The sequence below is a fragment of the Patulibacter defluvii genome, from assembly GCF_034096925.1.
Lineage (GTDB): Bacteria > Actinomycetota > Thermoleophilia > Solirubrobacterales > Solirubrobacteraceae > Patulibacter > Patulibacter defluvii.
The window spans coordinates 268,864-294,661 of record NZ_JAWZSQ010000003.1; the positions used below are offsets into that span (position 1 = coordinate 268,864).

23 protein-coding genes are annotated in these 25,798 nt (G+C 74.3%); 16 read left to right on the forward strand and 7 right to left on the reverse strand.

Annotated elements, in window-relative coordinates; all coding sequences use genetic code 11:
• Window positions 1–9: 9 nt before the first annotated feature.
• Entirely contained in the window at window positions 10–1,404 is a 1,395-nt protein-coding gene (locus SH587_RS05200; protein ID WP_320669517.1) for an aldehyde dehydrogenase family protein, read from the forward strand.
• A gap of 6 nt (window positions 1,405–1,410) precedes the next feature.
• Here SH587_RS05200 and SH587_RS05205 read toward each other — a convergent pair whose 3' ends face one another.
• Window positions 1,411–2,727, reverse strand: a complete 1,317-nt coding sequence (locus tag SH587_RS05205) for an MmgE/PrpD family protein (protein WP_320669518.1) — start codon at window positions 2,725–2,727, stop codon at window positions 1,411–1,413.
• Window positions 2,728–2,893: 166 nt separating this feature from the next.
• Here SH587_RS05205 and SH587_RS05210 point away from each other — a divergent pair, with 166 nt between their 5' ends.
• The 8 genes from SH587_RS05210 to SH587_RS05245 are packed head-to-tail and all read left to right on the forward strand — an operon-like array spanning window position 2,894 to window position 12,443.
• Entirely contained in the window at window positions 2,894–3,943 is a 1,050-nt protein-coding gene (locus tag SH587_RS05210) for a homocysteine S-methyltransferase family protein (protein ID WP_320669519.1), read from the forward strand.
• A 16-nt stretch (window positions 3,944–3,959) separates the two neighbouring features.
• Window positions 3,960–5,591: a thiamine pyrophosphate-binding protein gene (locus SH587_RS05215; protein ID WP_320669520.1), complete on the forward strand. Its 1,632-nt coding sequence runs from the start codon at window positions 3,960–3,962 to the stop codon at window positions 5,589–5,591.
• The gene (locus SH587_RS05220) at window positions 5,588–7,300 is read left to right on the forward strand and encodes a gamma-glutamyltransferase family protein (RefSeq protein WP_320669521.1); all 1,713 of its coding nucleotides are present in this window, start codon (window positions 5,588–5,590) and stop codon (window positions 7,298–7,300) included. The genes SH587_RS05215 and SH587_RS05220 overlap by 4 nt, the downstream gene beginning before the upstream one ends.
• Entirely contained in the window at window positions 7,297–9,315 is a 2,019-nt protein-coding gene (locus SH587_RS05225) for a CocE/NonD family hydrolase (RefSeq protein ID WP_320669522.1), read from the forward strand. The genes SH587_RS05220 and SH587_RS05225 overlap by 4 nt, the downstream gene beginning before the upstream one ends.
• A 16-nt stretch (window positions 9,316–9,331) precedes the next feature.
• Window positions 9,332–9,730 carry a VOC family protein gene (locus SH587_RS05230; protein WP_320669523.1) on the forward strand — a complete coding sequence of 133 codons (399 nt, stop codon included), beginning with the start codon at window positions 9,332–9,334 and terminating at the stop codon, window positions 9,728–9,730.
• A gap of 5 nt (window positions 9,731–9,735) precedes the next feature.
• Complete coding sequence (locus SH587_RS05235) at window positions 9,736–10,794, forward strand: amidohydrolase family protein (RefSeq protein WP_320669524.1); 1,059 nt, start codon at window positions 9,736–9,738, stop codon at window positions 10,792–10,794.
• 9 nt (window positions 10,795–10,803) lie between these two features.
• A complete protein-coding gene (locus tag SH587_RS05240) occupies window positions 10,804–11,949 on the forward strand; it encodes an amidohydrolase family protein (protein WP_320669525.1) in 1,146 nt (381 codons plus the stop codon).
• A complete protein-coding gene (locus SH587_RS05245) occupies window positions 11,946–12,443 on the forward strand; it encodes a Rieske (2Fe-2S) protein (protein WP_320669526.1) in 498 nt (165 codons plus the stop codon). The genes SH587_RS05240 and SH587_RS05245 overlap by 4 nt, the downstream gene beginning before the upstream one ends.
• Before the next feature lie 23 nt (window positions 12,444–12,466).
• Here the strand turns inward: SH587_RS05245 and SH587_RS05250 are convergent, their stop codons facing one another.
• Window positions 12,467–13,414, reverse strand: coding sequence for an NAD(P)-dependent oxidoreductase (locus tag SH587_RS05250; protein ID WP_320669527.1), 948 nt, complete (start codon window positions 13,412–13,414; stop codon window positions 12,467–12,469).
• 206 nt (window positions 13,415–13,620) lie between these two features.
• Between SH587_RS05250 and SH587_RS05255 the strand changes: the two genes are divergently transcribed.
• Genes SH587_RS05255 through SH587_RS05270 form a run of 4 tightly spaced genes read left to right on the forward strand, consistent with a single transcriptional unit; the run spans window position 13,621 to window position 17,641 of the window.
• Window positions 13,621–14,757 carry an ABC transporter substrate-binding protein gene (locus SH587_RS05255; protein ID WP_320669528.1) on the forward strand — a complete coding sequence of 379 codons (1,137 nt, stop codon included), beginning with the start codon at window positions 13,621–13,623 and terminating at the stop codon, window positions 14,755–14,757.
• 24 nt (window positions 14,758–14,781) lie between these two features.
• The gene (locus SH587_RS05260; RefSeq protein WP_320669529.1) at window positions 14,782–15,675 is read left to right on the forward strand and encodes an ABC transporter permease; all 894 of its coding nucleotides are present in this window, start codon (window positions 14,782–14,784) and stop codon (window positions 15,673–15,675) included.
• A complete protein-coding gene (locus SH587_RS05265) occupies window positions 15,675–16,508 on the forward strand; it encodes an ABC transporter permease (RefSeq protein WP_320669530.1) in 834 nt (277 codons plus the stop codon). Before SH587_RS05260 ends, SH587_RS05265 begins: the two co-directional genes overlap by 1 nt.
• The gene (locus tag SH587_RS05270; protein ID WP_320669531.1) at window positions 16,505–17,641 is read left to right on the forward strand and encodes an ABC transporter ATP-binding protein; all 1,137 of its coding nucleotides are present in this window, start codon (window positions 16,505–16,507) and stop codon (window positions 17,639–17,641) included. Before SH587_RS05265 ends, SH587_RS05270 begins: the two co-directional genes overlap by 4 nt.
• Window positions 17,642–17,687: 46 nt before the next feature.
• On the opposite strand, the gene SH587_RS05275 is transcribed toward SH587_RS05270, so the two are convergent.
• Window positions 17,688–18,962: an NAD(P)/FAD-dependent oxidoreductase gene (locus SH587_RS05275; protein WP_320669532.1), complete on the reverse strand. Its 1,275-nt coding sequence runs from the start codon at window positions 18,960–18,962 to the stop codon at window positions 17,688–17,690.
• Window positions 18,963–19,116: 154 nt separating this feature from the next.
• Between SH587_RS05275 and SH587_RS05280 the strand changes: the two genes are divergently transcribed.
• The 3 genes from SH587_RS05280 (at window position 19,117) to gap (ending at window position 21,180) form a co-directional block, all read left to right on the forward strand.
• Window positions 19,117–19,515 carry a cupin domain-containing protein gene (locus tag SH587_RS05280; RefSeq protein WP_320669533.1) on the forward strand — a complete coding sequence of 133 codons (399 nt, stop codon included), beginning with the start codon at window positions 19,117–19,119 and terminating at the stop codon, window positions 19,513–19,515.
• 74 nt (window positions 19,516–19,589) lie between these two features.
• Entirely contained in the window at window positions 19,590–20,156 is a 567-nt protein-coding gene (locus SH587_RS05285) for a TetR/AcrR family transcriptional regulator (protein WP_320669534.1), read from the forward strand.
• Between the two features lie 28 nt (window positions 20,157–20,184).
• Window positions 20,185–21,180, forward strand: a complete 996-nt coding sequence (gene gap / locus SH587_RS05290) for a type I glyceraldehyde-3-phosphate dehydrogenase (protein WP_320669535.1) — start codon at window positions 20,185–20,187, stop codon at window positions 21,178–21,180.
• Window positions 21,181–21,191: 11 nt separating this feature from the next.
• Here the strand turns inward: gap and SH587_RS05295 are convergent, their stop codons facing one another.
• The 4 genes from SH587_RS05295 to SH587_RS05310 are packed head-to-tail and all read right to left on the reverse strand — an operon-like array spanning window position 21,192 to window position 25,797.
• Window positions 21,192–22,409, reverse strand: a complete 1,218-nt coding sequence (locus SH587_RS05295; RefSeq protein WP_320669536.1) for a cytochrome P450 — start codon at window positions 22,407–22,409, stop codon at window positions 21,192–21,194.
• A gap of 15 nt (window positions 22,410–22,424) precedes the next feature.
• Window positions 22,425–23,354, reverse strand: a complete 930-nt coding sequence (locus SH587_RS05300; RefSeq protein WP_320669537.1) for a VOC family protein — start codon at window positions 23,352–23,354, stop codon at window positions 22,425–22,427.
• Window positions 23,351–24,238, reverse strand: coding sequence for an SDR family oxidoreductase (locus tag SH587_RS05305; RefSeq protein ID WP_320669538.1), 888 nt, complete (start codon window positions 24,236–24,238; stop codon window positions 23,351–23,353). The genes SH587_RS05300 and SH587_RS05305 overlap by 4 nt, the downstream gene beginning before the upstream one ends.
• A complete protein-coding gene (locus SH587_RS05310) occupies window positions 24,235–25,797 on the reverse strand; it encodes a bifunctional 3-(3-hydroxy-phenyl)propionate/3-hydroxycinnamic acid hydroxylase (RefSeq protein WP_320669539.1) in 1,563 nt (520 codons plus the stop codon). The genes SH587_RS05305 and SH587_RS05310 overlap by 4 nt, the downstream gene beginning before the upstream one ends.
• Window position 25,798: the final 1 nt, after the last annotated feature.

Genomic DNA, 25,798 nt, shown 5'->3' on the forward strand with positions numbered 1-25,798 from the left:
ATCGACGGCGTGTCGCGCGCGAACGGTCGTCCGGTCCACGCCCCCGCCACCGGCGACGAGCTGGCGGTGGTGCCCGAGGCCGACGCCGCCCAGGTCGACGCGGCCGTCGCCCGCGCGCACGCCGCGCTCGACGGCGGCTGGCGCCGTTCGACGCCGGCCGAGCGGGCGACGGCGCTGCTGGCGCTGGCCGACCGGTTGGAGGCGCACGCGCCCGAGCTGGGACCGCTCGAGGCCGCCCAGACCGGCAAGCCGCTGGCCGTCGCCACCGAGGAGGTGGCGTCGACCGCGGCGATCCTGCGCTTCTTCGCCGGGGCCGCCCGCACCGTCGCCGCGCCGGCCGCCGCCGAGTACGTCCCCGGACGGACCTCGTTCGTGCGCCGCGAGCCGCTCGGCGTCGTCGCCGCGATCCTGCCCTGGAACTACCCGCTGCTGATGGCGGCCTACAAGATCGGTCCGGTGATCGGGGCCGGCAACGCGCTCGTGCTCAAGCCCTCCGAGCTGACGCCGCTGACCGCCCTGCGGCTGGCCGAGCTGGCCGAGGGCCTGCTGCCCGACGGCGTGCTGCAGGTGCTCGCCGGCGACGGGCCGGTCGCCGGCGCCCGGCTCGCGGCCCATCCCGACGTGCAGCTGATCGCGCTGACCGGCTCCGTCGCCACCGGCCAGGCGATCGCCGCCGCCGCGGCGCCGTCGCTCAAGCGGGTCCACCTGGAGCTGGGCGGCAAGGCGCCGGTCGTGGTCCTGGCCGACGCCGATCCGGCCGCGGTCGCCCGCGGGGTCCGGCTGTCGGCCTACTGGAACGCCGGTCAGGACTGCATGGCCGCGACCCGGGTGATCGTCGAGTCGGAGGCCTACGACGCGACCGTCGAGGCGCTCGCCGCCGAGGTCGAGGCGCTGTCGGTCGGGCCGCCCGAGGCCGAGCCCGACATGGGGCCGCTGATCTCGCTCGCGCACCGCGGCCGCGTGGTCGAGCGGGTCGCGGCGGCGGTCGCGGACGGGGCGCGGCTGATCGTCGGCGACGGGCGCCCGCGCGACCCCGGCGCGTTCCTCGACCCGGTGCTGCTGGGTGACGTCGGGCAGCGCGACCCGATCGTCCAGCAGGAGCTGTTCGGTCCGGTGGTCACCGTCCAGCGGGTCGCCGACGAGCGGGAGGCGCTGCGCTGCGCCAACGACGTCCCCTACGGGCTGGCCGCCTCGGTCTGGACCGCCGACGTCGGCCGGGCGATGCGCTTCGCCCGCGATCTCGGCTTCGGCGCCGTCTGGGTCAACGAGCACGCCGCGACCACGCCCGAGATGCCGCACAGCGGGCGCGGGGCCTCCGGCTACGGGACCGACCTGTCGGCCGACGCGCTTCACGAGATGACCGCCGTCAAGCACGTCATGGTCGCGCATGGCGACGGCGGCTGACGGCGCTCAGCCGGCCGGGCTCGGGGCGAGCACGTCGACGAGCGCGTCGAGGTCGAGCTGACCGAGCCGCAGGTCGGGCGCGGGCGCCGGGCCGGGGCGGCGGATCGGGTCGACGAACCGGCGGACCTTGTCGGCGACGATCTCCGCCCAGGCCGGGTCGTCGGGCTCGCCGCGGGCCTCGAACGGCTCGACCGCGACGGTCCGGCCGTCGCGCAGCTCCAGCGTCACGGCGGTCAGCCGGCGGGCCGGGAACTCCGCCGTCAGCGCCTCGTCGACGACCACCTCGGTGGCCGCCGCCAGCCGCAGCGCCTCGGGGTCGTCGAACGGCCCGAGCACGGCGTCGACGCTGAAGTCGCCGTGGGCGAGGGCGTGGGCGACCGGCCAGACGATGTTGTACTGCGCCTGCTCGGTGTCGGTCGGGATCGCGTGCGACAGCCCGTCGGCGGCGGCGAAGGTCCGGATCCGGACGCCGGCGACCTGCGACGAGGGCACGCCGGCCCGCTCGCGCGCGGCGAGCGCGGCGCGGATCGCGCCCTGGGTCCAGCGGCAGCAGGGGTAGGCCTTCAGGTACGCCTCGCGCAGCCGCCAGCGCTGGCCGAGGTCGTCCCAGGCGGGATGGTCGGCGACGTGCAGGCTGGGGGCGGCGGTGAAGCCGCGGGCGGCCAGCAGCGCGGCCTCGACGCCGAGCCGGGCGCCGACGTCGCAGGCGTCCTTGGTCATCGCCGGGTGCGCACAGGAGTGCATGATCGGGGCGATCGGCGCGTGGTACTCGGCCAGCCCGAGCGCGTGGCCGGTCTGGTCGGCCGACGCGCCCAGCAGCCGGGCGGCGCCGGCCGCGACGCCGATCGCGCCCCAGGCGCCCGACGCGTGGTAGGTCGGCTCGCGCTCGTGCATCACGATCCCGGCCCGGACGGCGACCTCGTAGGCGACCACGACCGCCTCGCGCAGCTGCTGGAGCGTGGCGTCGCGGGCCTGGGCGACGGCGACGAGCGCGGGGACGACCATCGCCCCCGGGTGGCCCTTGGTCAGCCGGTGGCCGTCGTCGAGGTCGAGGACGTTGGCCAGCACCCCGTTGGCCCAGGCGGCGCCGACGACGCTCAGGCGCCGGCCGTCCCACCACGAGACCGCGTCGCCGCCGGCGTAGGTCGCGGCGGCGTGCTCGGCGGCGATCCGCCCCGCGGGGGCCAGGCGGCCGGCGACGGAGACGGCGATCGCGTCGGCGATCAGCAGGCCGACGTGGTCGCGGGTCGCGGCCGGCAGGTCGTCCCAGCGGAGCGCGTGGGCCAGGCGCGGGACGTCGGGCGTGATCGGCGGCGCGCTCATGCCGGCGTCCTCGGGCTCGACGTGGGCGTGCCGGCCCGGTTGAATGCCAACATGGGTTGCCAATTTACCATCATTGTTCCCACAGGCGGCTCCGATTGCCGTATAACCACCACGAGTTGGCAATAAGGCCGACGCTCATGACCACGGTGCTCCCGGAGACACGCTGATGACGACCCCATCCAATGGCCCCGGCCTGCTCGCTCGACTTGCCGAAGGCCCGGTGATCTGCGCCGAGGGCTACCTGTTCGAGCTCGAGCGGCGGGGCTACCTCCAGGCCGGGGCGTACGTCCCCGAGGTCGTGCTCGAACGCCCCGACCTGGTCGAGCAGCTGCACCGCGAGTTCGTCGACGCCGGCTCCGACGTGGTCGAGGCCTTCACCTACTACGGGCACCGCGAGAAGCTGCGGATCATCGGCAAGGAGCACCTGCTCGAGCAGATGAACCGCGACGCGCTGGCGATCGCCACCCGCGTCGCCCGCGAGACCGGCACGCTGCTGGCCGGGAACATCTGCAACACGAACATCTTCGAGCCGACCGACGAGGCGCGGGCGAAGGTCCGGGCGATGTTCGAGGAGCAGGTCGGCTGGGCCGTCGAGGCCGGGGCCGACTTCATCATCGGCGAGACGATCTCGTGGGGCGAGGAGGCGCTGATCGCGCTCGACGTGATCAAGGCGTCGGGCCTGCCGTCGGTCGTCACGCTGTCGATCCACCGCGCCCCCGAGGTCCGCGAGGGCTGGAGCCCGGCCGAGACCTGCAAGCGGCTCGCGGACGCCGGCGCCGATGTCGTCGGCCTCAACTGCATCCGCGGCCCGCAGACGATGCTGCCGCTGCTGCGCGAGATCCGCGACGCCGTCGACGTCCACGTCGCCGCGCTCCCCGTGCCCTACCGCACGACCAACGCGGAGCCGAGCTTCCAGTCGCTGCGCGATCCGCACTGCGACTGCATCCCGGGCGGGATCCCGTTCCCGACCGCGCTCGACCCCTTCACCTGCAACCGCTACGAGATCGCCGAGTTCACCGCGGCCGCGCGCGAGATCGGCGTCGACTACCTCGGCGTCTGCTGCGGCGCCGGACCGCACCACATCCGCAGCATGGCGGAGGCCCTCGGCCGCACCCCGCCGTCCAGCCGCTTCAGCCCCGACATGTCCAAGCACTGGTCGCTGGGCACCGACACGGCGCTGAAGTCGCACAACCAGGCCTACGCGTCCGAGCTGTGAGCGCCGCCGCCATCCGATGACGACGACCACCAGCACCACCGGCGCCGACGTCGTCGCCGACGTCCTGCGGCAGCTCGGCGTCCGGCACGCGTTCGGCCTGCCGGGCATCCACATGCTGTCGCTGTGGCAGGCGCTGCGCGACAGCGACCTGGCGGCGGTGCCGCTGCGGACCGAGCTCGACGCCGCCTACGCGGCCGACGGTGCGGCCCGGATCGCCGGCGAGCCCGTGGCGCTGCTGCTCTCCAGCGGGCCGGGGGCGCTCAACGCGCTCGCCGGCCTGATGGAGGCCGCGGCCACCCACTCGCCGGTGATCGCGATCGTCGGGCAGGTCGACCGCCCGTTCATCGGCGCCGAGCGCGGCGTGCTGCACGAGCTGCGGGAGCAGATCGCGTCGTTCCGGCCGATCGTCAAGCAGGCCTGGAGCGTCGGCGAGCCCGAGGACCTGGGGCCGATGGTCCACGCCGCCTGGCAGGCGGCCCGCACCGCGCCCGGCGGCCCGGTCTTCGTCGAGGTTCCGGCCGACGTGCTCGCCGGGGCCGCCGCGCCGTGGACGGCACCGGCGCCGCGCCCGCCCGAGCAGCTGGTGCCGCCGGCCGCGCAGCTGGAGGCCGCCGCGGCCGCCCTGGCCGCGGCCGAGCGGCCGCTGCTGTGGGCCGGGACCGGCGTCGTCCGCGGCCAGGCGACCGCCGCGCTGCGGGAGCTGGCCGAGCGGCTCGACGCCCCGGTCGTGGCGACCCCGTCGGCCCGCGACGTGCTGCCGCACGACCATCCGCTCGCGACCGGCGGTGCCGCGCACGAGGCGGCGACGCTGGCGCTGCTGGCCGACGCCGACGTCGTGGTCGCGGCCGGCACCCGGCTCGGCGCCGACGCCACCGGCGACTTCGGCCTCGAGCTGTCGGGGACGCTGATCCAGATCGACGTCGACGGCGCCCGGATCGGGCGCGCCTTCGCCGGCGCGCTGCCGGTCGTCGGCGACGTCGCGGTCGCGCTGCCGCAGCTGGCGGCGCGGCTTCCCGCGCGGCCGGCCGGGGCGGGAGCGGCGCGGGCCCGCGGCGTCCGCGACGCGGTCGCGGCGCGGGTCGCCGCCGAGGAGTCCGGTCCCGAGCCGGCGCTCGTGGCGGCGCTGCGCGCGGCGCTGCCGGACGACGCCGTCGACGCCTGGGACTCGACGATCCTCGGCTACTGGGGGGCGGGCTACTTCCCGGCCCGGACGCCGGGGCGGTTCCTCTACCCGTCGGGCTCGGGGACGATCGGCTTCGCGTTCCCCGCCGCGCTCGGCGCCGCCGCCGTGCGACCGGACCTGCCGGTGCTGGCGGTCAGCGGCGACGGCGGCTTCCAGTACGGCATCGCCGAGCTGGCCGCCGCCCGCCAGCACGGCCTGGCGGTCAAGCTGGTGCTGGTCGACGACGGCGGCTACGGGATCCTGCGCGAGTACCAGCAGGCCCGCTTCGGCGTGCTGACCGCGACCGACATGGACGAGCCGGACTTCGTCGCCGTCGCCCAGGCGTTCCGGGTCCCGGCCCGCCGGGCCAGCGTCGCGACCTTCGCCGACGACGCCCGCTGGCTGATGGCCCAGGAAGGTCCGGCCGTGATCGTGCTCGAAGAGACGCTGAGCTGCTACGTCTTCGACGAGGGGGGAGACCAGTGACCATCGGGCAGATCGTGCACAGCCGGCGACAGGTCGGTTCGAAGCGGGGCGTCGTCGCCGCTGGCCACGAGGCCGAGGCGGCCGCCGGCGTGCGGATCCTCGAGCAGGGCGGCAACGCCGTCGACGCGGCGGTGGCCGCGGCGTTCGTGGCCTTCGTGGTCGAGCCCAACAACTGCAGCGTCGGCGGCTACGGCCACCTGGCGTCGTACCTGCCCGAGCACGGCGGCTTCGTCACCGTCGACCACGGCCCGCGGGTCCCGCTGGCCGGCACGCCCGACATGTTCCGGACGATCGAGGACCCGGACGCGGGCCCCTACGACTGGCCCGACGTCGTCGACGACGCCAACGATGTCGGCGGGCTCTCGGTCGCCACCCCCGGGGCGGTGCCGGGGCTGTGGGCGATCCACCAGCGGGCCGGCCGGCTGCCGTGGCGGGACCTGCTGCAGCCGGCGATCGAGGAGGCCCGCGCCGGCGTCCGGATCGACTACGGGCTGCTGATCGAGATCGTCGCCCGGATGGCGCTGATCCGCCGCTACCCGGCCGCGGCCGGGTGGCTGCTGCGCGACGGCGACCCGCCGGCGTTCTACGGCCAGCACGGTCCCGGCGACCGGCTCGACGGCCAGCTGCTCGCGCGGACGCTGGAGCGGATCGCCGACGAGGGTCCCGACGCCCTCCACCGCGGCGAGATCGCCGAGCGGATCGCCGCGGCGGTCCAGGCCGACGGCGGGATTTTGACCGTCGAGGACCTGGCCGCGTACGAGCCGAAGGTGTTCGTCGAGACGCCGGTCGCGTACCGCGGGATGGAAGTCGTCACGGCCAACGACCAGGTCGGGGCCGAGGCGCTCAACATCCTCGCGCGGTTCCCGCTCGGCGACTACGAGCCCGGCGGCTTCGAGCACCACCACCTGCTGGCCGAGGCGGTCGGGCACGCCTTCGTCGACAACCAGACCCACTACGGCGACCCCGACCACACCGAGAGCCCGGTCGCCGGCCTGGCCTCGGCGGCGTTCGCGGCCGAGCGGGCGCGCCGGATCAGCCTCGACCGGGTCGCCCCGCGGCCGATCGCCGCGGCCGACCCATGGCCCTACGACGAGGGCGCCGCCCCGGTCGCGACGCCGTTGCCGTCGGTCGGCGGGACCCGTGGCACCACCCAGATCGTCACCGCCGACGGCGACGGCAACGTCGTCGCCCTGATCACCACGATCGGCGGCGACTACGGCTCGTTGATCGTGGTGCCGGAGACCGGGATCCTGCTCAACAACTCGATGATGAACTGGGATCCGCGGCCGGGCCGGTCGAACTCGATCGCCCCCGGCAAGATGCCGTTCTTCGCCGTCCCCGCGATCGTCGCGGCCCGCGACGGCAAGGCGGTCTTCGCCGCGGCCGGCGCCGGTGGCTACCGGATCCTGGCGTCGGTGATGCACACCACCGTCGGCGTGCTCGACCACGGCCTGCCGGTGCAGGAGGCGGTCGACCTGCCGCGCAGCCACGGCCAGGGCGAGGAGACCTACGTCGACGCGCTGGTCCCGGCCGCGGTGCGGGAGCGGCTGCGGGCCGCCGGCCACGAGCTGGTGATCGAGGAGACGACCCCGGCGTGGGCGTCGTTCGGGCGGGTCGGGGCGGTCACCGTCGATCCCGAGAGCGGCGAGCTGGCGGCCGCCGCCGGTCCCTTCTGGAGCACGGCCAGCGGAGCCGCGAGCGACGCGTGACCTCCCCGGGCCCGCACGCCGTCCGGACGATCGAGCACGTCCGGATCCCGCTCCGCGACGGGATCGCGCTGGCGGCGCGGGTGTGGATGCCCGACGACCCGGCGGCGCTGCCGGTGCCGGCGGTGCTCGAGGCGCAGCCCTACCGCAAGGGCGACGTGATGGCGCTCGACGACTCGCGGCGCCACCCGTACGTCGCGGCCCACGGCTACGCGTGCCTGCGCGTCGACCTGCGCGGCGCGGGCGACTCGGAGGGCCTGCCGCTGGACGAGTACCACCGGCAGGAGCAGGAGGACCTGCTCGACGTGATCGCCTGGATCGCGGACCAGCCGTGGTGCACGGGCGCGGTCGGCATGACCGGGATCTCGTGGAGCGGCTTCAACAGCCTCCAGCTGGCGGCCCGCCGGCCGCCGGCGCTGAAGGCGATCGTCACCGCCTGCTCGACCGACGACCGCTACGACAACGACGTCCACTACCTCGGGGGCTCGCCGCTGGGGTACTACCTGCTGCCGTGGTCGACGGCGATGCTCGCGTTCGCCTGCCGCCCGCCCGATCCGGCGACGGTGGGGGAGGGCTGGCGCCAGCAGTGGCTGGCGCGGATGGAGAGCGCCCCGCACCTGATCGAGACCTGGCTCGGGCACCAGCGGCGCGACGACTACTGGGCCGGCGGGTCGGTCTGCGAGGACTACGGCGCGCTCGACTGCCCGGTGCTGGCCGTCGGCGGCTGGGCGGACGCCTACACCGACGCGATCCTGCGTCTGCTGGAGCACTTGGAGGCGCCGGCCTGGGGGCTGATCGGCCCGTGGGGGCATACCTGGCCGCAGGACGGGGTCCCCGGCCCGGCGGTCGGGTTCCTCCAGGAGTGCGTGCGCTGGTGGGACCGCTGGCTGAAGGGCGAGCGCAACGGGGTCGACGAGCAGTCGCGGCTGCGGGCCTGGATGCCGCGCCCCGGGACCCGCCCCGAGCAGGACCGGCAGGAGGGCCGCTGGCTGGCGCTCGACGGCTGGCCGGCGACCGGCGTCCGCCCGCGCTCGTGGCCGCTGGCCGGCGACGGGCAGCTGCGGGACCCGGACGCGGCCGCCGGTCCGCCGCCGCAGCCGCGGTCGCTCTGCAGCCCGCAGACCGTCGGGGTCGACGCCGGGGCCTGGTGCGGCTACGGCCTGCCGGGCGACGCGGCCGGCGACCAGCGCCGCGACGATGCCCGTTCGCTCTGCTGGGACTCGGCCCCGCTGGAGCGGCCGGTCGAGATGGTCGGGCCGGTCGGCGTCCGGCTGCGGGTCGCGGTCGACCGTCCGGTCGCGTTCCTGGCGGTGCGGCTGGTCGACGTGGCGCCGGACGGGCGCGCGTCGCTGGTCGCGCGCGGGATCCTCAACCTCTGCCACCGCGACGGCCACGACGCGCCGCAGCGGCTGGAGCCCGGGAGCCCGGTCGAGGTGACGGTGCCGCTGAAGGCGGTCGCCCACGCCTTCGGGCCCGGGCACCGGCTGCGGGTCGCGGTCTCCACCAGCTTCTGGCCCTGGATCTGGCCGGTCCCCGAGCCGGTCACGGCGACCGTCCTCGCGGGCGCGCTGGAGCTGCCGACCTGGACCCGCCCGGCGAGCGAGGACCCGCCGGTGACCTTCGCGCCACCGGAGAGCGCGCCGCCGCTGGCCGTCGAGCTGCTGCGCCCGCCGTCGCCGCACGTGCGGGTGGTCGAGGACCAGATCAGCGGCGTGACGTGCTACGAGATGGCGCGCGACTTCGTCGGCGTCAAGCGCTTCGGCAACGGCCTCCGCTACGAGGACGCCGACCCGGTGCGGCTGATCATCGGCCGCGACGACCCGACGAGCGCGGTGGTCGAGGCCGACCGCAGCGTCCGCCTGAGCCGCGGCGACTGGGAGGTGCGGATCGAGGTCCGCTCCCGGATGACCGCCGACGCCGACCACTTCCACGCCACCAGCACGGTCACGGCCTACGAGGCCGGCGACCAGGTGTTCACCACGACCCACGACTGCCGGGTCCCGCGGGACCACTGCTGACCCCCGAGAGAGAACGATGAAGCTCAAGCGGATCGACAACATCGACGTGCTCTGCCTGGACCTCGAGCCGATGGTCGCGTTCTACCGCGACGTCCTCGGCCTGGAGTTCCGGCTGCCCTACGACCGTTCCGAGGGCTGGGCCGGGTTCAGCGCGGGCAACCTCGACATCTACCTGATCGAGAGCTCCGACGGCACCCATCCCGGGCCGCGCAGCGCCGCCAACGAGGGCGCCCCGGCGGGCTTCGACAGCTTCGCCTTCGAGGTCGACGACCTCGACGAGGCGATCGCCCACTTCGACCGGCTCGGCGTCCGCTGGGCGGGCGACGTGGTCGAGTCCGAGTGGTACGCCTACCGCGGGATGCACGACCCGGAGGGGAACCTCGTGTACGTCACCGTGCCGAAGCTCGACCGGTAGCCGCCGTGGCCACCCCGGCCCCGGAGATCGTCGACGTCGACGTCCACGCGGTGGTCCCGTCGATCGACGCCCTGCTGCCCTACATGGCGGCGCACTGGCGCGAGTACGCGACGACGTCGCAGTTCCGCGGGCCGACCGACGGCACCTACCCGGCCAACGCGGCGACCTCGCGCGATCCGTCGCTGGAGCCGGTCGACGGCGCCCCGCCGGGGACGACCCTGCGCTCGCTGCAGCAGCAGCTGCTGGACCCGTGGGGCACGTCGGTGGCGATCGTCAACTGCGTCTACGGGATCGACGGGGTCCGCAACCCGGACGTCGCCGTCGCGCTGGCGAGCGCGGTCAACGACTGGCTCGTCGAGCACTGGCTCGACCGCGACCCGCGGCTGCGGGCGTCGATCGTCGTCCCCAGCCAGTTGGTCGCCGAGTCGGTGGCCGAGATCGAGCGACGGGCCGTCGATCGCCGCTTCGTCCAGCTGCTGCTGCCGGTCCGCACGGCCGTGCCGTGGGGCAACCGCAACCTGCTGCCGATCCTCGAGGCGGCGGCCCGCCACGAGCTGCCGGTCGCCCTCCACTTCGGCGGCAACCCCGGGCTGCCGCCGACCGCCTCGGGCTGGCCGACGTCCTACAGCGAGGACTACGTCGCGATGGCCAGCGCGTTCCAGTCGCAGCTGACCAGCCTCGTGGCCGAGGGCGTCTTCGACCGCCTGCCGGGCCTGCGGGTGGTGCTGCTGGAGTCGGGGTTCGGCTGGCTGCCGGGTTGGATGTGGCGCTTCGACAAGGGCTGGCGCGGTCTGCGGCGCGAGATCCCGTGGACGACGAGGGCCCCGTCGGAGTACGTCCGCGAGCAGGTCCGGATCGGGGTCCAGCCGATCGACGGCCCCGAGGGCACCGAGCGGATGCGGGCCCTGATCGGCCAGATCGGCGGCGCTGGGATGCTGCTCTTCAGCACCGACTACCCCCACCTGCACTTCACGGATCGCGAGCACGCGGTCCCGGCCGGCCTCGACGACGCCGAGCTGGCGGCGGTGATGGCCGCCAACGCCCGCGCGCTCTATCGCCTCTAGGAGTCACCCGTGCCCCAGACCGTCACCCACCCCCCGCTGCGCAAGGACCCGACCCGTCCGCCGGTGATCGACTGCGACATCCACAACTCGCCGGTCTCGGACGTCCACCTGCACGAGTACCTCTCGGCCGAGTGGCGCGCGCGCCGCAGCAGCGGGACCTACCTGGACGCCTCGTTCGAGCAGACCCGCGAGGTGCTCGGCGACCGTGCCTACATCGGCGGCGAGTACCCGCGGCCGACGCCGCGGGCGGCGCGCCTGGACTCGTGGCCGCCCAACGGCCAGCCGCCGGCGTCGGACCTGCCGTTCCTGCAGCAGCAGCTGCTCGACCAGTGGAACGTCGAGTACGGGGTCCTGACCCCGCTGCTGGGCCAGGGCGAGCAGCTCGACCTGGAGATGGGCGCCGCGATGGCGACGGCGGCCAACCGCTGGCAGATCGCCGACTGGCTGGAGCACGAGCCGCGGCTGCGGGCGTCGGTGATCGTGCCGCACGAGGACGGCGACCTGGCCGCCGCGGAGATCCACCGCTTCGGCGACGACCCGCGGTTCGTGCAGGTGCTGATGCTGATCCGCACCGCCGAGCCGATGGGGCGCCGCAAGTACTGGAAGATCTACGAGGCGGCGGTCGAGCACGGCCTGCCGGTCGGGGTCCACTTCGGCGGCTGGGGCCGCGGCCCGATCACCGGCGTCGGCTTCCCCTCGTACTACATCGAGGACACGGTCGGGATGGCGACCGCGTTCCAGGACCAGATCGCCAGCCTGGTCTTCGAGGGCGTCTTCGACCGCCTGCCGGAGCTGCGGATCGTGATGATCGAGGGCGGGTTCGCCTGGCTGCCCGGGCTGCTGTGGCGGATGGACCGGACCTGGCGCCTGCACCGCCGCGACCTGCCGCAGGTGAAGCGGCCGCCGTCGGAGATCGTCCGCGAGCACGTCTGGCTGACGACGCAGCCGATGGACGAGCCGCCGACCCGGGCCGACTTCGACGAGCTGCTGCTCCAGATCGGGATGAACGACCGGCTGATGTTCGCCACCGACTACCCGCACTGGGACTTCGACGCGCCCGACCTGGCGCTGCCGCCGCGGCTCGACCCCGGCCTGCGGCAGGCGATCATGGCCGACAACGCGCGCGCCCTCTACCGGTTCGACGCCGCCCGATGAGCCGCCACGTGGTCGGGACCGTCGCCGACGTGCCGGAGGGCGGCTGCCGGATCGTCGAGGTCGCGGGGCGCTCGATCGGGATCTACCGGATCGGCGACGAGTTCTTCGGGCTCCGCAACCGCTGCCCGCACCAGGGCGGCCCGCTCTGCGCGGGCAAGCGCTTCGGCGCGCTGCGGGCGTCGCAGCCGGGCGACTACGAGTACACGCGCGAGGGCGAGTTCGCCCGCTGTCCGTGGCACGGCTGGGAGTTCGACATCCGCACCGGCCAGTCGTGGTTCGACCCGCAGCGGACGCGGGTCAAGGCCTACGCCGTCGAGGTCGAGTCGGTCTCCGGACCGTCCGCCGGCGACGCGTCGACCGTGGCCCGGGTCCGGCCCGGCACGGTCGGGCCGGACGGCCGCACCGCCGGGCCCTACGTCGCCGAGACCTTCGCGGTGACGGTCGACGACGAGGACCGGCTCGTGGTCGACCTCGGCGGTGGCCGCGGCCGGTGAGCGCCGGCGCGCGTCCCGCGCCCTCAGGCGATCCGGTTCGGCGGCTCGGCGCCGTCGAGGACCGCACGCAGCGCCGACAGCCCCTCCTCGACGTAGGCGGCGTCGGCCGCGTCCGAGGCCCAGCCGGCGTGCGGCGTGAGCAGGAGCTCGGGGCGCTGCCAGCGGCGGTCGTCGGCGCGCGGCGGCTCGCTCTCCCAGACGTCGAACATGGCCCCCGCCAGCCGGCCGTCGTCGAGCGCGGCGGTCATCGCGTCGAGGTCGACCAGCGCGGTTCGGGCGGTGTTGACCAGGACCGTGCGTGGGCGCATGGCGGCGAACGCGGCGGCGTCCAGCAGCGGCCGGTCGCCGGGCGTCGGCGGGGCGTGGAGCGAGATCGCGTCGGCCCGGGCGAGCAGCTCCGCGAGCGGCACGAGCGCGACGCCGGGCGGGACCAGCTCGGCGGGGATCGCGGGATCGACGGCGATCACCTCCATCCCCAGCGCGACGGCCTTGACGGCGACCGAGCGTCCGATCCGGCCGAGCCCGACGAGGCCGAGGCAGGAGTGGTCGAAGCGGCGCAGCATCCCGGTCGCGGCCCAGTCCCAGCCGCCGGCCCGGACGTCGGCCGCCAGGCCGGGGAAGCCGCGCAGCAGCGCGAGCACGCCGGCCAGCGCGTGGTCGGCCACCTCGTCGGTGCAGTAGGTCGGCGTGTGGCAGACGGCGAGCCCGCGCGCGGCGAGGCCGGGGACGTCCAGGTGGTCGGTCCCGATGCTGCAGGTCAGGACCAGCTCGAGCCCCGGCAGCCGCGCGACGTCGGCGGCGCGGACCGGCTGGGCGCCGGTCACGACGGCCCGTACCGAGGGGTCCGCGGACCACGGGCCGGGAGCCGCGTCGACCCGCGTCAGGGCCCGTCCGGAGAGCGCCGCGGCGAACGGCTCGGAGGGGAACGCGTCGTCGACGAACAGCACGGTCGGCAGGTCGGTGCTCCGCATCTCCGCAGTCTACAACGCGCCACATTGCCAATCATCGTTGGATATATGTCCAAAATCGGTGCTCTGAGTGGTTACACTCGGGCGGGTGCACGAGCTTCGTCGCTGCGAGAGCGTTGGAGAAGCCGTCTCCGGGTTCCCAGTGGACCGGTGGCTGCACCTTCGGGCCCGAGCCCGAACCACCATCGGATACACAGGGGAGCGACAGCATGGGCCGAGATCACCATCTCTTCGACGTCGGGCCGCACCCGCGGCGGCAATTCCTCCGCCGAGGCTCGGCGCTGGCGGCGCTCGCGGCGATGCCCGGCGTGCTCGCCGCCTGTGGCTCGGACGACGAGCCAGCGGCCAGCGGGAAGTCGTCGAGCGCTCCCGGGGCCGTCGCCGGGACGATCACGATGGTCAACTACGAGGGCTGGATCGGCAAGACCCAGGTCGCCGACTTCAAGAAGCGGTTCCCCGACGCCGACGTCAAGCAGGTCTACGGGATCAACCTCGACTCGCCGACCACGATCCAGCAGATCAAGCAGGACCCGGGTCAGTGGGACCTGGCGCTGATGGGCACCCTGCCCGGCGGCCAGTTGACCGAGGCCAAGGCGCTCTCGGAGTTCGACCCCGAGCGGGTCCCGAACCTGAAGCACATGCCGGAGCTGGCCAAGACCTCGTTCCCCTGGGGGATCCCGGTCGACTACGGGCGCACCGCCTACGGCTACCGCTCCGACATCGTCAGCGAGAAGCCCGAGTCGTGGGCCGACCTCTGGGAGCTGGCGCCGAAGTACTCGAAGAAGATCGTGATGCTGAACGAGGACACCCACGTCTTCGGCGCGGCCCTCAAGCTGCTCGGGTACAGCGGCACCTCGACCAAGGAGAACGAGCTGAAGGAGGCGCTGGCGCGGCTGAAGGAGATCAAGCCGCACGTGCGCGCGATGCTCGACACCGACTCCGCCAAGCCGCTGATCGACGGCAGCGCGGCCTTCGCGTTGACCTACGACTACGAGGTCGCCAACGCCCAGAAGTCGCAGAAGAACATCGTCTGGGTCGAGCCGAAGGAGGGCACCCGGGCCTACATGGACGGCTGGGCGCCGCTGGTCGGCACCAAGAAGATGGACGCGATCTACGCGTTCATGAACCACATGCTCGAGCCGCGGATCTACGCCGACTTCGTGAACACCACCGGGACGGCCTACTTCATGAAGGCGGCCAACCCGTACATCAAGGACGAGATCAAGAACAACCCGGCCCTCGCCTACAACGAGGAGACCGTCTCGAAGCTCGACATCCCGAAGTGGGGCGACCCCGGCGGGACCAAGCTCCGCGACCGGTACTGGCAGGAGTTCCTGGCCTCCTAGGGCCGGCCGGCGCGCGAGTCCGCGGTGACCACCCTGACCCGACTGCGGCGCCGGGCCGCCGCCGTGACGCGGTTCCGCCCGACGGCGCGAACCGCGCTCGCGGCGCCGGGCGTCCTGCTGCTGCTCGGCCTCTTCGCGGGGCCGCTGATCCTGCTGATCCTCTACGCGTTCGGCACCCCCGACTTCACGAACGTGACCGTGAAGTTCGGCTGGACGCTGGAGAACATCGGGCGGGTCTTCGACGGGCTCTACTTCGACGCGCTGACCCGCTCGCTGCTGGTCGCGCTGGGGGCGACCGTCGGCTGCTTCCTGCTCGGGCTGCCGGTCGCCTACGGCATCAGCCGGATGAGCGGCCGCACCCAGCTGCTGCTGCTGATCGCGGTGATGGTGCCGTTCTGGACCAGCTTCGTCGTCCGCACGTACTCGATCGTGAACCTGCTCGGCGATCGCGGGCCGCTCGCCGACCTGCTCACCAAGCTCGGTCTGGTCGACGGTCAGATCCAGCTGCTGTACACGACGCCGGGAATCCTGATCGGCATGATCTACACCTACCTGCCGCTGATGATCCTGCCGCTGTTCATCGCGTTCACGCGGGCGGACGACACGCTGCGGGCGGCGGCCTCGGACCTCGGCTCGACGCCGTCGCGGTTCTTCTTCCGGGTCGCGCTGCCGCTGGCGCGTCCGGGGATCGTCGCCGGCTGCCTGCTGGTCGCGATCCCGTCGGCCGGCGAGTTCGTGGTCCCGGCGATCCTCGGCGGCGAGAAGTCGCTGATGCTCGGCAACGTGATCTCGAGCCAGTTCGAGACCGTCGGCGACTACCCGTTCGGTTCCGCCCTCTCGGTCACGCTGATGGTGATCCTGACGGTCTTCCTGGTCACCGCCCGGTCGCGGGCGATGCGCGGGACGGGGGTGGCGTGATGCGGCTCCGTCGCCCCCGCTTCACCACCTGCGTGCTGACGGTCGTGCTGCTGTGCCTGTACGCGCCGATCGTGCTGGTGATCGTCAACTCGTTCAACGCCGACGAGGCGCTCGTCCGCTGGGGCGGGTTCACCACCAAGTGGTACTCGGAGGTGTTCGAGAACGACCGGGTCTGGGAGGACGCCTGGACCAGCGTGAAGGTGGCCGTCGTCGCGACGGCGATCGCGCTGGTGGTGGCGCTGTCGACCGTGCTGTGGATGCGGGGCGCGTCTCCGCGCGGGCGCAAGGTCATGGACGGCGCCACCTACGTGCGCCTGATCCTGCCGGAGGTCGTGATGGCCTTCGCGCTGTTCATCGTGCTCCGCGCGCTCAACGTCCGGCTCGGCTTCTGGCCGGTGGTGGCCGGGCACGTGGTGGTCTACTCGGCCTACGCCACCCTGGTGCTGCAGGCGCGGCTGGGCAGCCTCGACCGGACCCGCGAGGAGGCCGCGGCCGACCTCGGCGCCCCGCCGCGGCGCGTCTTCCGGCGCGTGACCCTGGTGCAGCTGATGCCGGGGATCGCCGTCGCCGGGCTGCTCACGTTCACCTTCTCCTTCGACAACGTGGTGATGTCGCGGTTCCTCGGCGGGTCGCAGACCGAGACGCTGCCGGTGCTGATCATCAGCCTGATCCGCCGCTCCGTCAGCCCCGAGGTCAACGCGCTGGGGGTGCTGATCATGCTCGTCATGCTGCTCACCGTCCTGGTGGCCGCGGTGATCACCTACTTCCGCCCGAGCTCCGGCAACGACCGGCTGCTGGTGGATCCGACCAACAAGGACCAGTCGCTTCGATGACCGTCAAGAGCACGTCGCAGACCGTTCCCGTCGATCGCCGCGGCTCGGGCACGCCGTCGTTGCGGCTGCAGGCGCTGCAGCGCCGCTACGAGGACTTCGTCGCCGTCGACGCGATCGACCTGGAGATCGCCGAGGGCGAGTTCTTCTCGCTGCTCGGGCCGTCCGGCTGCGGCAAGACGACGACCCTGCGGATGATCGCCGGGCTCGAGGAGCCCAGCTCGGGCGCGATCGAGCTCGAGGGCGAGCCGATCACGAAGATCCCGGCCCACCGCCGGCAGGTCAACACGGTCTTCCAGAACTACGCGCTGTTCCCGCACCTGAGCGTCTTCGACAACGTCGCGTTCGGGCTCCGCGAGCGGCGGCTGCCGAAGGCCGAGATCCGCCAGCGGGTCGGCGAGATGCTGGAGTTCGTCGACCTCGGGCACCGCGGCGACGCGAAGCCCGACGCCCTCAGCGGCGGTCAGCAGCAGCGCGTGGCGCTGGCCCGCGCGCTGGTGCTGCGGCCGCGGCTGCTGCTGCTCGACGAGCCGCTGGGCGCGCTCGACCTGAAGCTCCGCAAACGGATGCAGCTGTTGCTGAAGGAGATCCAGAACGAGGTCGGCATCACCTTCGTCTACGTCACGCACGACCAGGAGGAGGCGTTCTTCATGTCGGACCGCGTGGCCGTGATGCGCAACGGGCGGATCGAGCAGGTCGCCAGCCCGTCCGAGGTCTACGTGCGCCCGACGACGGCCTTCGTCGCCGACTTCGTCGGCACCTCGAACCAGATCGAGGGGCGGGTCGCCGCGGTCGACGGCGACGGCCGTTACGACGTCGACCTGCTCGGCCACGTCTGTCGCGGGGTGCCGGGGGTGCCGGGCCTGGCGGCGGGCGACGAGGTCGTCACGATCGTGCGGCCGGAGGTGCTGTCGTTCGTCGACGAGCCGGATCCGCGGGCGCTGCGGGGACGGATCGTCGACGTCGCCTTCCTCGGTCCCCAGACCTTCGTCGAGGTGGCGCGCGAGGACGGCGGCGGCGCGGTGACGGTCGCGCTGCCGAGCCGGCACCTGCGCGACGGGCGCACGATGCACGTCGGTGACGAGGGCTACCTCGCCTGGCCGATCGAGCACGCCTGGGTCGTCCCGCGGCCCTGACGCGGGGCGTCTCCCCGGCGCCACCGGGGAGACGCGCCGGCGGCGCTCAGCTCCAGGGGTAGGGGCTGTTGGAGACCGGGTGCAGGTCGCCGCTCTCGAAGCGCGCGAAGCGGAAGGGGTGGAGCAGGCTGCTGTGCTCGCCCTGCAGCACGCGGGCGACCTCGCGGCCGACGGCGATCATCTTGAAGCCGTGGTTGGAGTCGGCGATCACGTAGGCGTTCGGCCGCATCAGGTCGAAGACGGGGAAGTTGTCGGGCGTGAACGCCCCCATCCCGCCGCAGCGGACCTGGCGGTAGCGGGCGCGGCCGCCCTCGAACCGGCCCAGGCAGTGCGACAGCGCGGCGGCCCACATCTCGGGGAAGCCGTCGTCGACGGTGCCGGTGGGGTAGGGGTCGACGGGCGGGTGGTCGGGCAGCGGCAGCGGCTGCGCGCCGCCCTGGATCGAGGAGTGGTCGGGCTTGACGTAGATGCCCCATTGCTCGTCGGTGATCAGGCGGCCGTCGTCGGCGTGCAGCGGGCTGGTGCTGTCGACGTGGAGGACCGGCGACGGTGCCCCGGCGTTGGTGGTGAAGAGCGCGGGCGGCAGCTCCAGCTCGCCCTCCTGCAGGTACCAGTGCTTCCACATCGGCACGTCGGCGGTGACGGTCCCGTCGGGCGAGCGGACGTCGATCGCGGCGGGCAGCTCGAGCATCGCCCAGAGCTGCTGGGCCCACGGCCCGGGCGCGACCACCACCTGCTCGACCGCGACCGCGCCGGCGTCGGTGCGGACCTCGGTGACGGCGCCGCTGTCGTCGAAGGCGAACCCCTCGACGGTCACGCCGGTGACGATCCGCGCGCCGGCGGCCCGGGCCTTGGCGGCGATGCCCTCGATCGCGGGCCGGTTGAGGGCGAAGCCGCCGGCGGTCTCGTGCAGGCAGACGCTCAGGTCGGGGGCGCGCCAGTCGGCGTAGATGCCGCGCATGTGGTCGCGGACCTCGCGCTTGCCGAGGATCAGCTGCGACGGGTAGCCGATCCGCTCCTGGCGCTCGAAGACGGCGGTCAGGTCGGATTCCTGGTTCTCGGGGCCGAGCGCCAGGTAACCGGAGCCCTGGTAGTGGAAGGCCTCGGGATCGGACTCCCAGATCTCCACGCAGGCGGCCATCAGCTCGGACATCGCCGGCTGGAAGTAGTTGTTCCGGACCACGCCGCAGGCGATCCCGGACGCCCCGGCGGCGACGCCGGTCTTGTCCACGACCGTGACGTCGACGCCGTCGCGCGCGAGTTGCCAGGCGGTGGACAGACCGTGAACGCCGGCGCCGACGACGAGCACGGTGGTGGACATGGGCAGGGCGGTGGACATCGGGCTCCATCGAGAGTCGGAAGCGAGCCCGAACAGTATGCCAACTGCTGTTGGCAATCTGGCGAATTTGCCGAAGGTCGGCTATCGTGCGGGCGCGCCATCGCTCGGCGCGGCAACCACCACCGGAGTCGGACGCATGACCTTCCCGAAGATCCTCAACGACCTCCGAGCCGGACGTCAGCCGTCGACGGCGTCGTGGTTCGAGGGCACGGTCCACGAGCTTGAGATCCACGACCCCGGCGACGCGCCCGCGAGCATGATCTGGGCGATCTGGTTCGAGCCGGGATCGCGGGCCAAGCCCCACGTCCACCACTTCGACCAGACGCTGCACGTGATCGAGGGCGAGGGCATCCTGGCCACCGCCGACGAGCGCCGGCCGCTGCGGGTCGGCGACTGGGTGACGATCCCGGCCGGGGTCTGGCACTGGCACGGCGCCACCCCCACCAGCGGGGTCTGCCACGTCACGATCCAGCAGCGGGGGACGTCCGACTGGGACGTCGAGCGCAAGGACTTCGACGAGGGCTACGGCGCCTGATCGCCGGCCCGTCGCCGACGACGAGCGGCCGCCCCGCCGCTCGCCGTACATACTAGTTGTTACAGTGCGCCGCCATGGACTCGCGAGCGCAGCTGACGGGCGCGATGGCGGAGCTGCTCTGGGAGCGTGGGTACGCCGCCACGAGCCCGCGCGACGTGATGGCGCGGGCCGGCGTCGGCCAGGGCAGCATGTACCACCACTTCTCGGGCAAGCACGAGCTGGCGGTCGAGGCGCTCTCGTCGGTCGCCGCCGACCTGGCCGGCGCCTCGGCGATGCTGGAGGGGGAGGGGTCGCCGCTGGAGCGGATCCAGCGCTACCTCTCGCTGCCGCGACCGGGCACCCGCGGCTGCCGCGTGGGTCGGATGACCCAGGATCCGCAGGTGGTCGCCGATCCGGAGCTGCTGGCGGTCGTCGCGGACGCCTTCGACGTCATCCTCGACCGCTGGGAGCGGACAATCGCGGCGGCGGTCGCCGCGGGCGAGCTGCCGGACCGGATCGTCCCGGCCGAGCTCGCCCGGACGCTGGCCGCGGTGCTCCAGGGCGGCTACGTCCTGGCCCGCGCCAAGGGCGAGCAGGGCCCGATGGACGCCGCGGTCCGCGGGGCCCTGGGCCTGCTCGACGCCGCCCGCGACTCCAGCTGATCGACCACCCCGAGGAAGAAGGCTCCCCATGACCGTCCGGATCGGCATCAACGGCTTCGGCCGGATCGGCCGCGGCGTCCTGCGCGCGGTCCTGCGCGGCGCGGCCGACGTCGAGGTGGTCGCGATCAACGACCTGGCCGACGCCACGACGCTCGCCACGCTGCTGGAGTGGGACTCGCTGGCAGGCCACCTGGAGGGCGTGCGGGTCGACGGCGACGCGATCGTCGTCGGCGGGGCGCGGATCACCGTCACCGCCGAGCGCGAGCCGGCCCGGATCCCCTGGCGCGACGTCGACGTCGACGTCGTGATCGAGGCGACCGGCCGCTTCGCCGATTCGCGCCGCGCCCGCGAGCACCTGGCGGCGGGGGCCCGCAAGGTCGTCATCTCCGCCCCGGCCGACGACGCCGTTCCCGCGCTCGTCCTGGGGGTCAACGACGACGCCGTCGACCTGACGGGGGACGTGTTCTCCAACGGCTCTTGCACCACCAACTGCCTCGCGCCGATGGCGAAGGTGCTGCACGAGGCGTTCGGCGTCGAGTCCGGCCTGATGACGACGATCCACGCCTACACCAGCGATCAGCGCCTGCACGACGCCCCGCACGGCGACCTCCGCCGGGCCCGCGCCGCCGCGCTGTCGACGATCCCGACCTCCTCCGGCGCGGCCCGCACGATCGGACGGATCATCCCGGAGCTCGACGGGAAGCTGACGGCGGTCTCGCTGCGCGTGCCGGTGCCGGTCGGATCGATCACCGACCTGACCGCCAAGCTCACGCGGCCGGCGACCGTCGAGCAGGTCAACGCCGCCTTTCGCGCGGCCGCCGCGACCCCGGCGCTGTCGCGCTACCTGGCCTACTCCGAGGCGCCGCTCGTCTCCGCGGACATCGTCGGCAACGCCCACTCCGCCGTCTTCGACGCGCCGCTGACCCAGGTCGTCGGCGATCAGGTGAAGGTCTTCGCCTGGTACGACAACGAGTGGGGCTTCTCGAACCGGCTCGTCGAGCTGTCGCGGCGCGTCGGGGCGTAGGGCGGTGGCGCTCAACCCTCGCGTCGTTCCGGGTCGAGCGAGTGCAGCCGCGCCGGCAGTCGCTCGATGCCCTGGAGCGTGTTGTTGTGCAGCCAGGTCGGCTGGCCGGTCTCGACCGACGCGACGCGGGGGACCATCGCGTGCAGCAGGGCCTGCATCTCGAGCTTCGCCAGGTGGATGCCGACGCAGGTGTGCGGGCCGTTGCCCCAGCCGAAGTTGGCGGCGGGCCGGCGGTCGAGGTCGAAGCGCCGCGGCTCGGCGAACTGGCGCTCGTCGTGGTTGGCGGCGGCGTAGAGCACCGCCACCCGGCTGCCGACGGGCAGCGTGGTGCCGTCGACGACGGCGGGGCGGGCCACCCGGCGGGTGAAGCCGCGGATCGGGGACGACAGCCGCACCGACTCCACGACCGCCGCCGGGATCCGGTCCGGCTGCTCGCGCAGCCGCGGCCACAACCCATCGACGGTCGCCAGGTCCCGCAGCAGCGCCGCCGAGGCGAGGATCGTCGTGTCGAGGCTGGGGGCGACGAAGTCGATCACCATCGTGCGCGCCTCGCGCTGGCTGATCTCGCCGGCGTCGGCCGCGTCGAAGACGCTCTCGGCCCAGCCGCCGGGGACCACCATCTCGCGCCGCAGGCGCCGGGCGTAGCGCCAGAGGTCGAGCGCGGCCCCGGCGGCGCGCAGGCCGCGGCCGTTGACCGGTCCCAGCCCGTCGAACGTGGCGCGGCCCCAGGCGAGCAGCCGCTCGTGCGGGACGCGGACGCCGACGAGGTCGGCCACGACCCGCAGCGGCAGCGCGCTGGCGAAGTCCTCGACGCCGTCGAACGCGCCGCCCGTCAGCAGCTCCTCGACGACCTGCTCGGCCTCCCGCTGGACCTGCTCGCGCAGGTGGGCCAGCGACTTCGCGCCGACCGAGCGCAGCAGCACGCCGCGGCGGGTGGCGTGGACGTCGCCGTCGGCGGAGATCGTGGTCCGCCGGCCGAGCCGGTTGGCGAGCGGATTGGCGGCCACGCCGTCGCCGCTGGCGAAGGTCTCGGAGTCCTTGAGCGCGGCGCGGACGTCGGCGTAGCGGCCGATCGCGAAGATCCGGTGGCGGGGCAGCCAGACCGCCGGCCCGGCGTCGCGGATCGCGGCGTAGGTGCCGTCGGGATCGGCGAGCGCCCGGCGGTCGTAGAGGTCCAGGTCGAGGACCGGCGCGTCGGATCCGCGCGGCGGCTGATGGCGTCGGCGCACCGGGGCTCCCGTCGCCTAGTCCGCGGCCGGCGGGGACGGCTCGTCGCCCGGGCCGATCGCCCAGCTGGGCCGACCCGGCTCGGGCGGGACGATCGGGTAGCCGGTCAGCAGGAACCGCGCCGGCGGCGGGCCGCCCCACTGGTTGATCGTCGTCGGATCCCAGCGCCAGCGGCGCGGCTGGTAGTCGCCGACCGGCGGCATCTGCGCCAGCTCGGAGCAGTGCTCGATCATCGCCCCGTCCTCGTCGTGGTGGTAGGCGAAGTGGTTGTTGCCCGGCCCGTGCCGGCTGGGGCCCCAGATCAGCTTGCGGTCGCGCTGCGCCAGCCGGTCGGCGACGCGGCCGAGGGCGTTGAGGTCGGGCCAGGCGTAGGCGTAGTGCGACAGCGCGGCGGTCGGCGACCAGACGACCGCGATCCCGTGGTGGTCGGCGTCGGCGTGCCACCAGCTGGCGAACGGGCCCATCCGGTCGGAGAACCGCAGGCCGAGGCCGTCGCGCAGGAACCGCTCGAAGCGCCCGGGGCGCCGGACCTTGACCGAGACGTGCTCGAACTTGCGCGGCCGGTCGCCGGCCGGCGGCGCGGCGACGCGCCGCATGCCGTGGAAGAGCTTGAAGACGTGGCCCTCGGCGCTCGCGATCCGGATCGCGCGATCGATCCCCGGCTCGCCCTCGTAGACGTCGCCGAGGACGCGGCCGCCGAACCGCGCGACGCGGCCGGCGATCGCCTCCAGGTCGGCCGGGTCGTCGACCTCCAGCGCGATGTGGTCGTAGCCGCGGCGGAGCGGGTCCTCGATCAGGATCAGCTCGTGGTGGCGGTCGTTGCAGGTCAGGTACGAGACGCCGGCCAGGCGCTCGCTCTCGACCATGCCGATGACCTCCTGCTGGAAGCCGACGGCGGCGTCGAGGTCGGCGACGCGGAGGGCGATGTGGCCGATCCGGTTGATCACGACGGGGTCTCCTGGAGGGCGGGTGCGGGGGCGTGCCGGGCGCTGGTCCCGGTGAAGGCGTCGGCGTGCTCGGCGAGGAACCCGGCGAGGTCTCGCGGGGGCCGGCCGGTCAGCGCGCGGACGGCGGCGGTCGTGCCGCCCTCGGCGCCGGAGGCGTAGAAGCGCGCCATCCGCAACTGGTGCTCGCGCTCCCACGCGCTGCCGCCGCGTCGGCGCAGCGCGCGGGCGACCAGCGGCAGCGGCAGCCGCAGCAGCCGCGCGTCGAGCGCCGCGGCGATCTGGCGGTGCGTGACCGGCGCCGGGCCGGTGAGCGCGTGGGCGTCGTCGCCGGGGGTCGGGGCGACGAGCAGCGCGGCGGCGCAGGCGGCCACGTCGCGGGCGTCGACCATCGCGATCGGCTCGTCGGCGAACGGCCCGATCAGCGCGCCGGTGCGGGCCACGATCGGCGCGACCGTGTCGAGCAGGTTCTGGAGCAGGAACGCCGGCCGCAGGAACGCGAACGGCACGCCGCTGCGCTCGATCAGCCGCTCGGTCCGCCAGTGGCCCGCGGCGGCCGCGGTCGGGCCGTTCGGCGACAGCGACGCGGCGCAGCCGGAGACCTTCACGATCCGCTCGACCCCGGCCGCGAGCGCCGCGTCGACGGCGGCGCGCTCGTGGGCCTCCTGCTCGGGTCCGTGCGGCGTGAGCAGGAACAGGCCGCGGCAGCCCGTGAGCGCCGTGGCCAGGCTCGCGCGGTCGCGCAGGTCGCCGCGAACCGCCGGCAGCGGCAGGTCGCCGCGGCCCGGGTCGCGGACCAGCAGCCGGGCGTCGACGCCGCGGTCCGCCAGCTCGCGCGCCAGCGGGGCGCCGATCCGGCCGCTGCCGCCGAGGATCGCGATCGTCACGCCACGACCTCCGGGCGGCGGCCGGCCGGGACGCGAGCGGCCGGGCCGAGGTGGCGGGCCAGCGCGGCACGGGCGTCGGCGAGGTCGCCGGTCGCGCCGCTGGCGTAGACCCAGCGGTCCGGCCGCAGCAGCACCCAGGTCGCGCCGCGCGCGCGGAGCCAGCGGGCGATCGCGCCGTCGCGGTCGTCCAGGTCGCGGCCCACCCGAACGGTCCGCCAGGGGCCGTCGGCCGGCTCGTCGTCGCCACCGGTGGTCAGCAGCGTCCAGCCGCGACCGACGGCGTCGTCCAGTCGCGTCGGGACGCCGTCGCGGGTCACGAGCGGCTGCGGGAAGAGCGAGCCGGTGACGCGGCGGAACGGCAGCCGCCGCGGACGGCGGGCGAAGGTGCCGGCGGCGACGTTGGGCCGCGGCATCGCGTGGCGGCGCGCGATCGCGACCACGCCGACGCGGTCCAGCAGCGGCAGCAGCCGGTCGCGCAGCGCCGCCGTCCGCGGGTCGGTCGTCTGCAGCACGCCGCCCCAGCGCACGGCCAGCCGCTGCATCGCCCGGACGTGGCCGCGACGTTCGCGCTCGTAGTCGTCCAGCAGCCGCGACGGCGCGCCGGCGAGCACGGCCTCGAGGCGCCAGGCGAGGTTCGCCACGTCGCGGGCGCCGGACGAGAACCCCTGGCCGATGAACGGCGGCATCACGTGGGCGGCGTCCCCGGCCAGCAGGACCCGGCCGCGGCGCCACCGCGAGGCCGTGCGGGCGTGGAACGCGTAGACGATCGCCCGCTCGACCTCGAGGCCGAGGCCGGCGCTGGTCCACGGCGCCAGCAGCCGCGCGAGCCCGGCGGGCGCGAGCAGCGGCGCCGGGTCCTCGTCCGGGCGCAGCATGAACTCCCACCGGTGGCGTCCGGGCGACATCGGCAGCGACACCGTCGGCCGGTCGGGATCGCCGACGAAGTGCGGGTGCGGCGCGCCGGGAACCGGGCCGTCGACGAGCGCGTCGAGGACGATCCAGCGCTGGGCGAAGGTCGAGCCGCGGAAGCCGGCGCCGATCCGCCCGCGGACCGGACTGCGGCCGCCGTCGCAGCCGACCAGCCAGCGGGCCCGCAGCCGGGCGAGCGGTCCGCCGGTCGCCGGCCGGACCCACGCGTCGACGTGGTCGGCGGCCCGGTCGACCGTCTCGATCCGCGTCCGCCAGCGCACGTCGACGCTCGCGAAGCGGCCGAGCCCCTCGACCAGGCGCCGTTCGATCGACGGCTGGTGGATCGAGACTAGCCGCGGCTGCGCGAGCTCGCCGCGCTCGGGCCGGAGGATGTCGACCGCCGTGCCGTGCTGGGTGACGTAGGTGATCGCGCGCTGGACCTGGGCGTCGCGCAGCACCGCCCGGTCGAGGTCGACGGCCTGGAAGATCCGCAGCACCTCGTCGTCGACGACGGCGGCGCGCGGCAGGTCGTAGGTCCCGGCGGCCTCGTCGACGACGATCGTCGCGACGCCGGCCTGGCCGAGGTGGTTGGCCAGCAGCCCGCCGACCGGTCCCAGGCCGACGATCAGGACGTCGCAGTCCACGGTCATC

Coding starts and splice junctions, on each gene's coding strand:
- SH587_RS05285 (WP_320669534.1), top strand. CDS start 19,590: ATGGACTCGCGAGCGCAGCTGACGGGCGCGATGGCGGAGCTGCTCTGG.
- SH587_RS05255 (WP_320669528.1), top strand. CDS start 13,621: ATGGGCCGAGATCACCATCTCTTCGACGTCGGGCCGCACCCGCGGCGG.
- SH587_RS05205 (WP_320669518.1), bottom strand. CDS start 2,727: ATGAGCGCGCCGCCGATCACGCCCGACGTCCCGCGCCTGGCCCACGCG.
- SH587_RS05215 (WP_320669520.1), top strand. CDS start 3,960: ATGACGACGACCACCAGCACCACCGGCGCCGACGTCGTCGCCGACGTC.
- gap (WP_320669535.1), top strand. CDS start 20,185: ATGACCGTCCGGATCGGCATCAACGGCTTCGGCCGGATCGGCCGCGGC.
- SH587_RS05265 (WP_320669530.1), top strand. CDS start 15,675: ATGCGGCTCCGTCGCCCCCGCTTCACCACCTGCGTGCTGACGGTCGTG.
- SH587_RS05245 (WP_320669526.1), top strand. CDS start 11,946: ATGAGCCGCCACGTGGTCGGGACCGTCGCCGACGTGCCGGAGGGCGGC.
- SH587_RS05230 (WP_320669523.1), top strand. CDS start 9,332: ATGAAGCTCAAGCGGATCGACAACATCGACGTGCTCTGCCTGGACCTC.
- SH587_RS05275 (WP_320669532.1), bottom strand. CDS start 18,962: ATGTCCACCACCGTGCTCGTCGTCGGCGCCGGCGTTCACGGTCTGTCC.
- SH587_RS05270 (WP_320669531.1), top strand. CDS start 16,505: ATGACCGTCAAGAGCACGTCGCAGACCGTTCCCGTCGATCGCCGCGGC.
- SH587_RS05280 (WP_320669533.1), top strand. CDS start 19,117: ATGACCTTCCCGAAGATCCTCAACGACCTCCGAGCCGGACGTCAGCCG.
- SH587_RS05250 (WP_320669527.1), bottom strand. CDS start 13,414: ATGCGGAGCACCGACCTGCCGACCGTGCTGTTCGTCGACGACGCGTTC.
- SH587_RS05210 (WP_320669519.1), top strand. CDS start 2,894: ATGACGACCCCATCCAATGGCCCCGGCCTGCTCGCTCGACTTGCCGAA.
- SH587_RS05310 (WP_320669539.1), bottom strand. CDS start 25,797: ATGACCGTGGACTGCGACGTCCTGATCGTCGGCCTGGGACCGGTCGGC.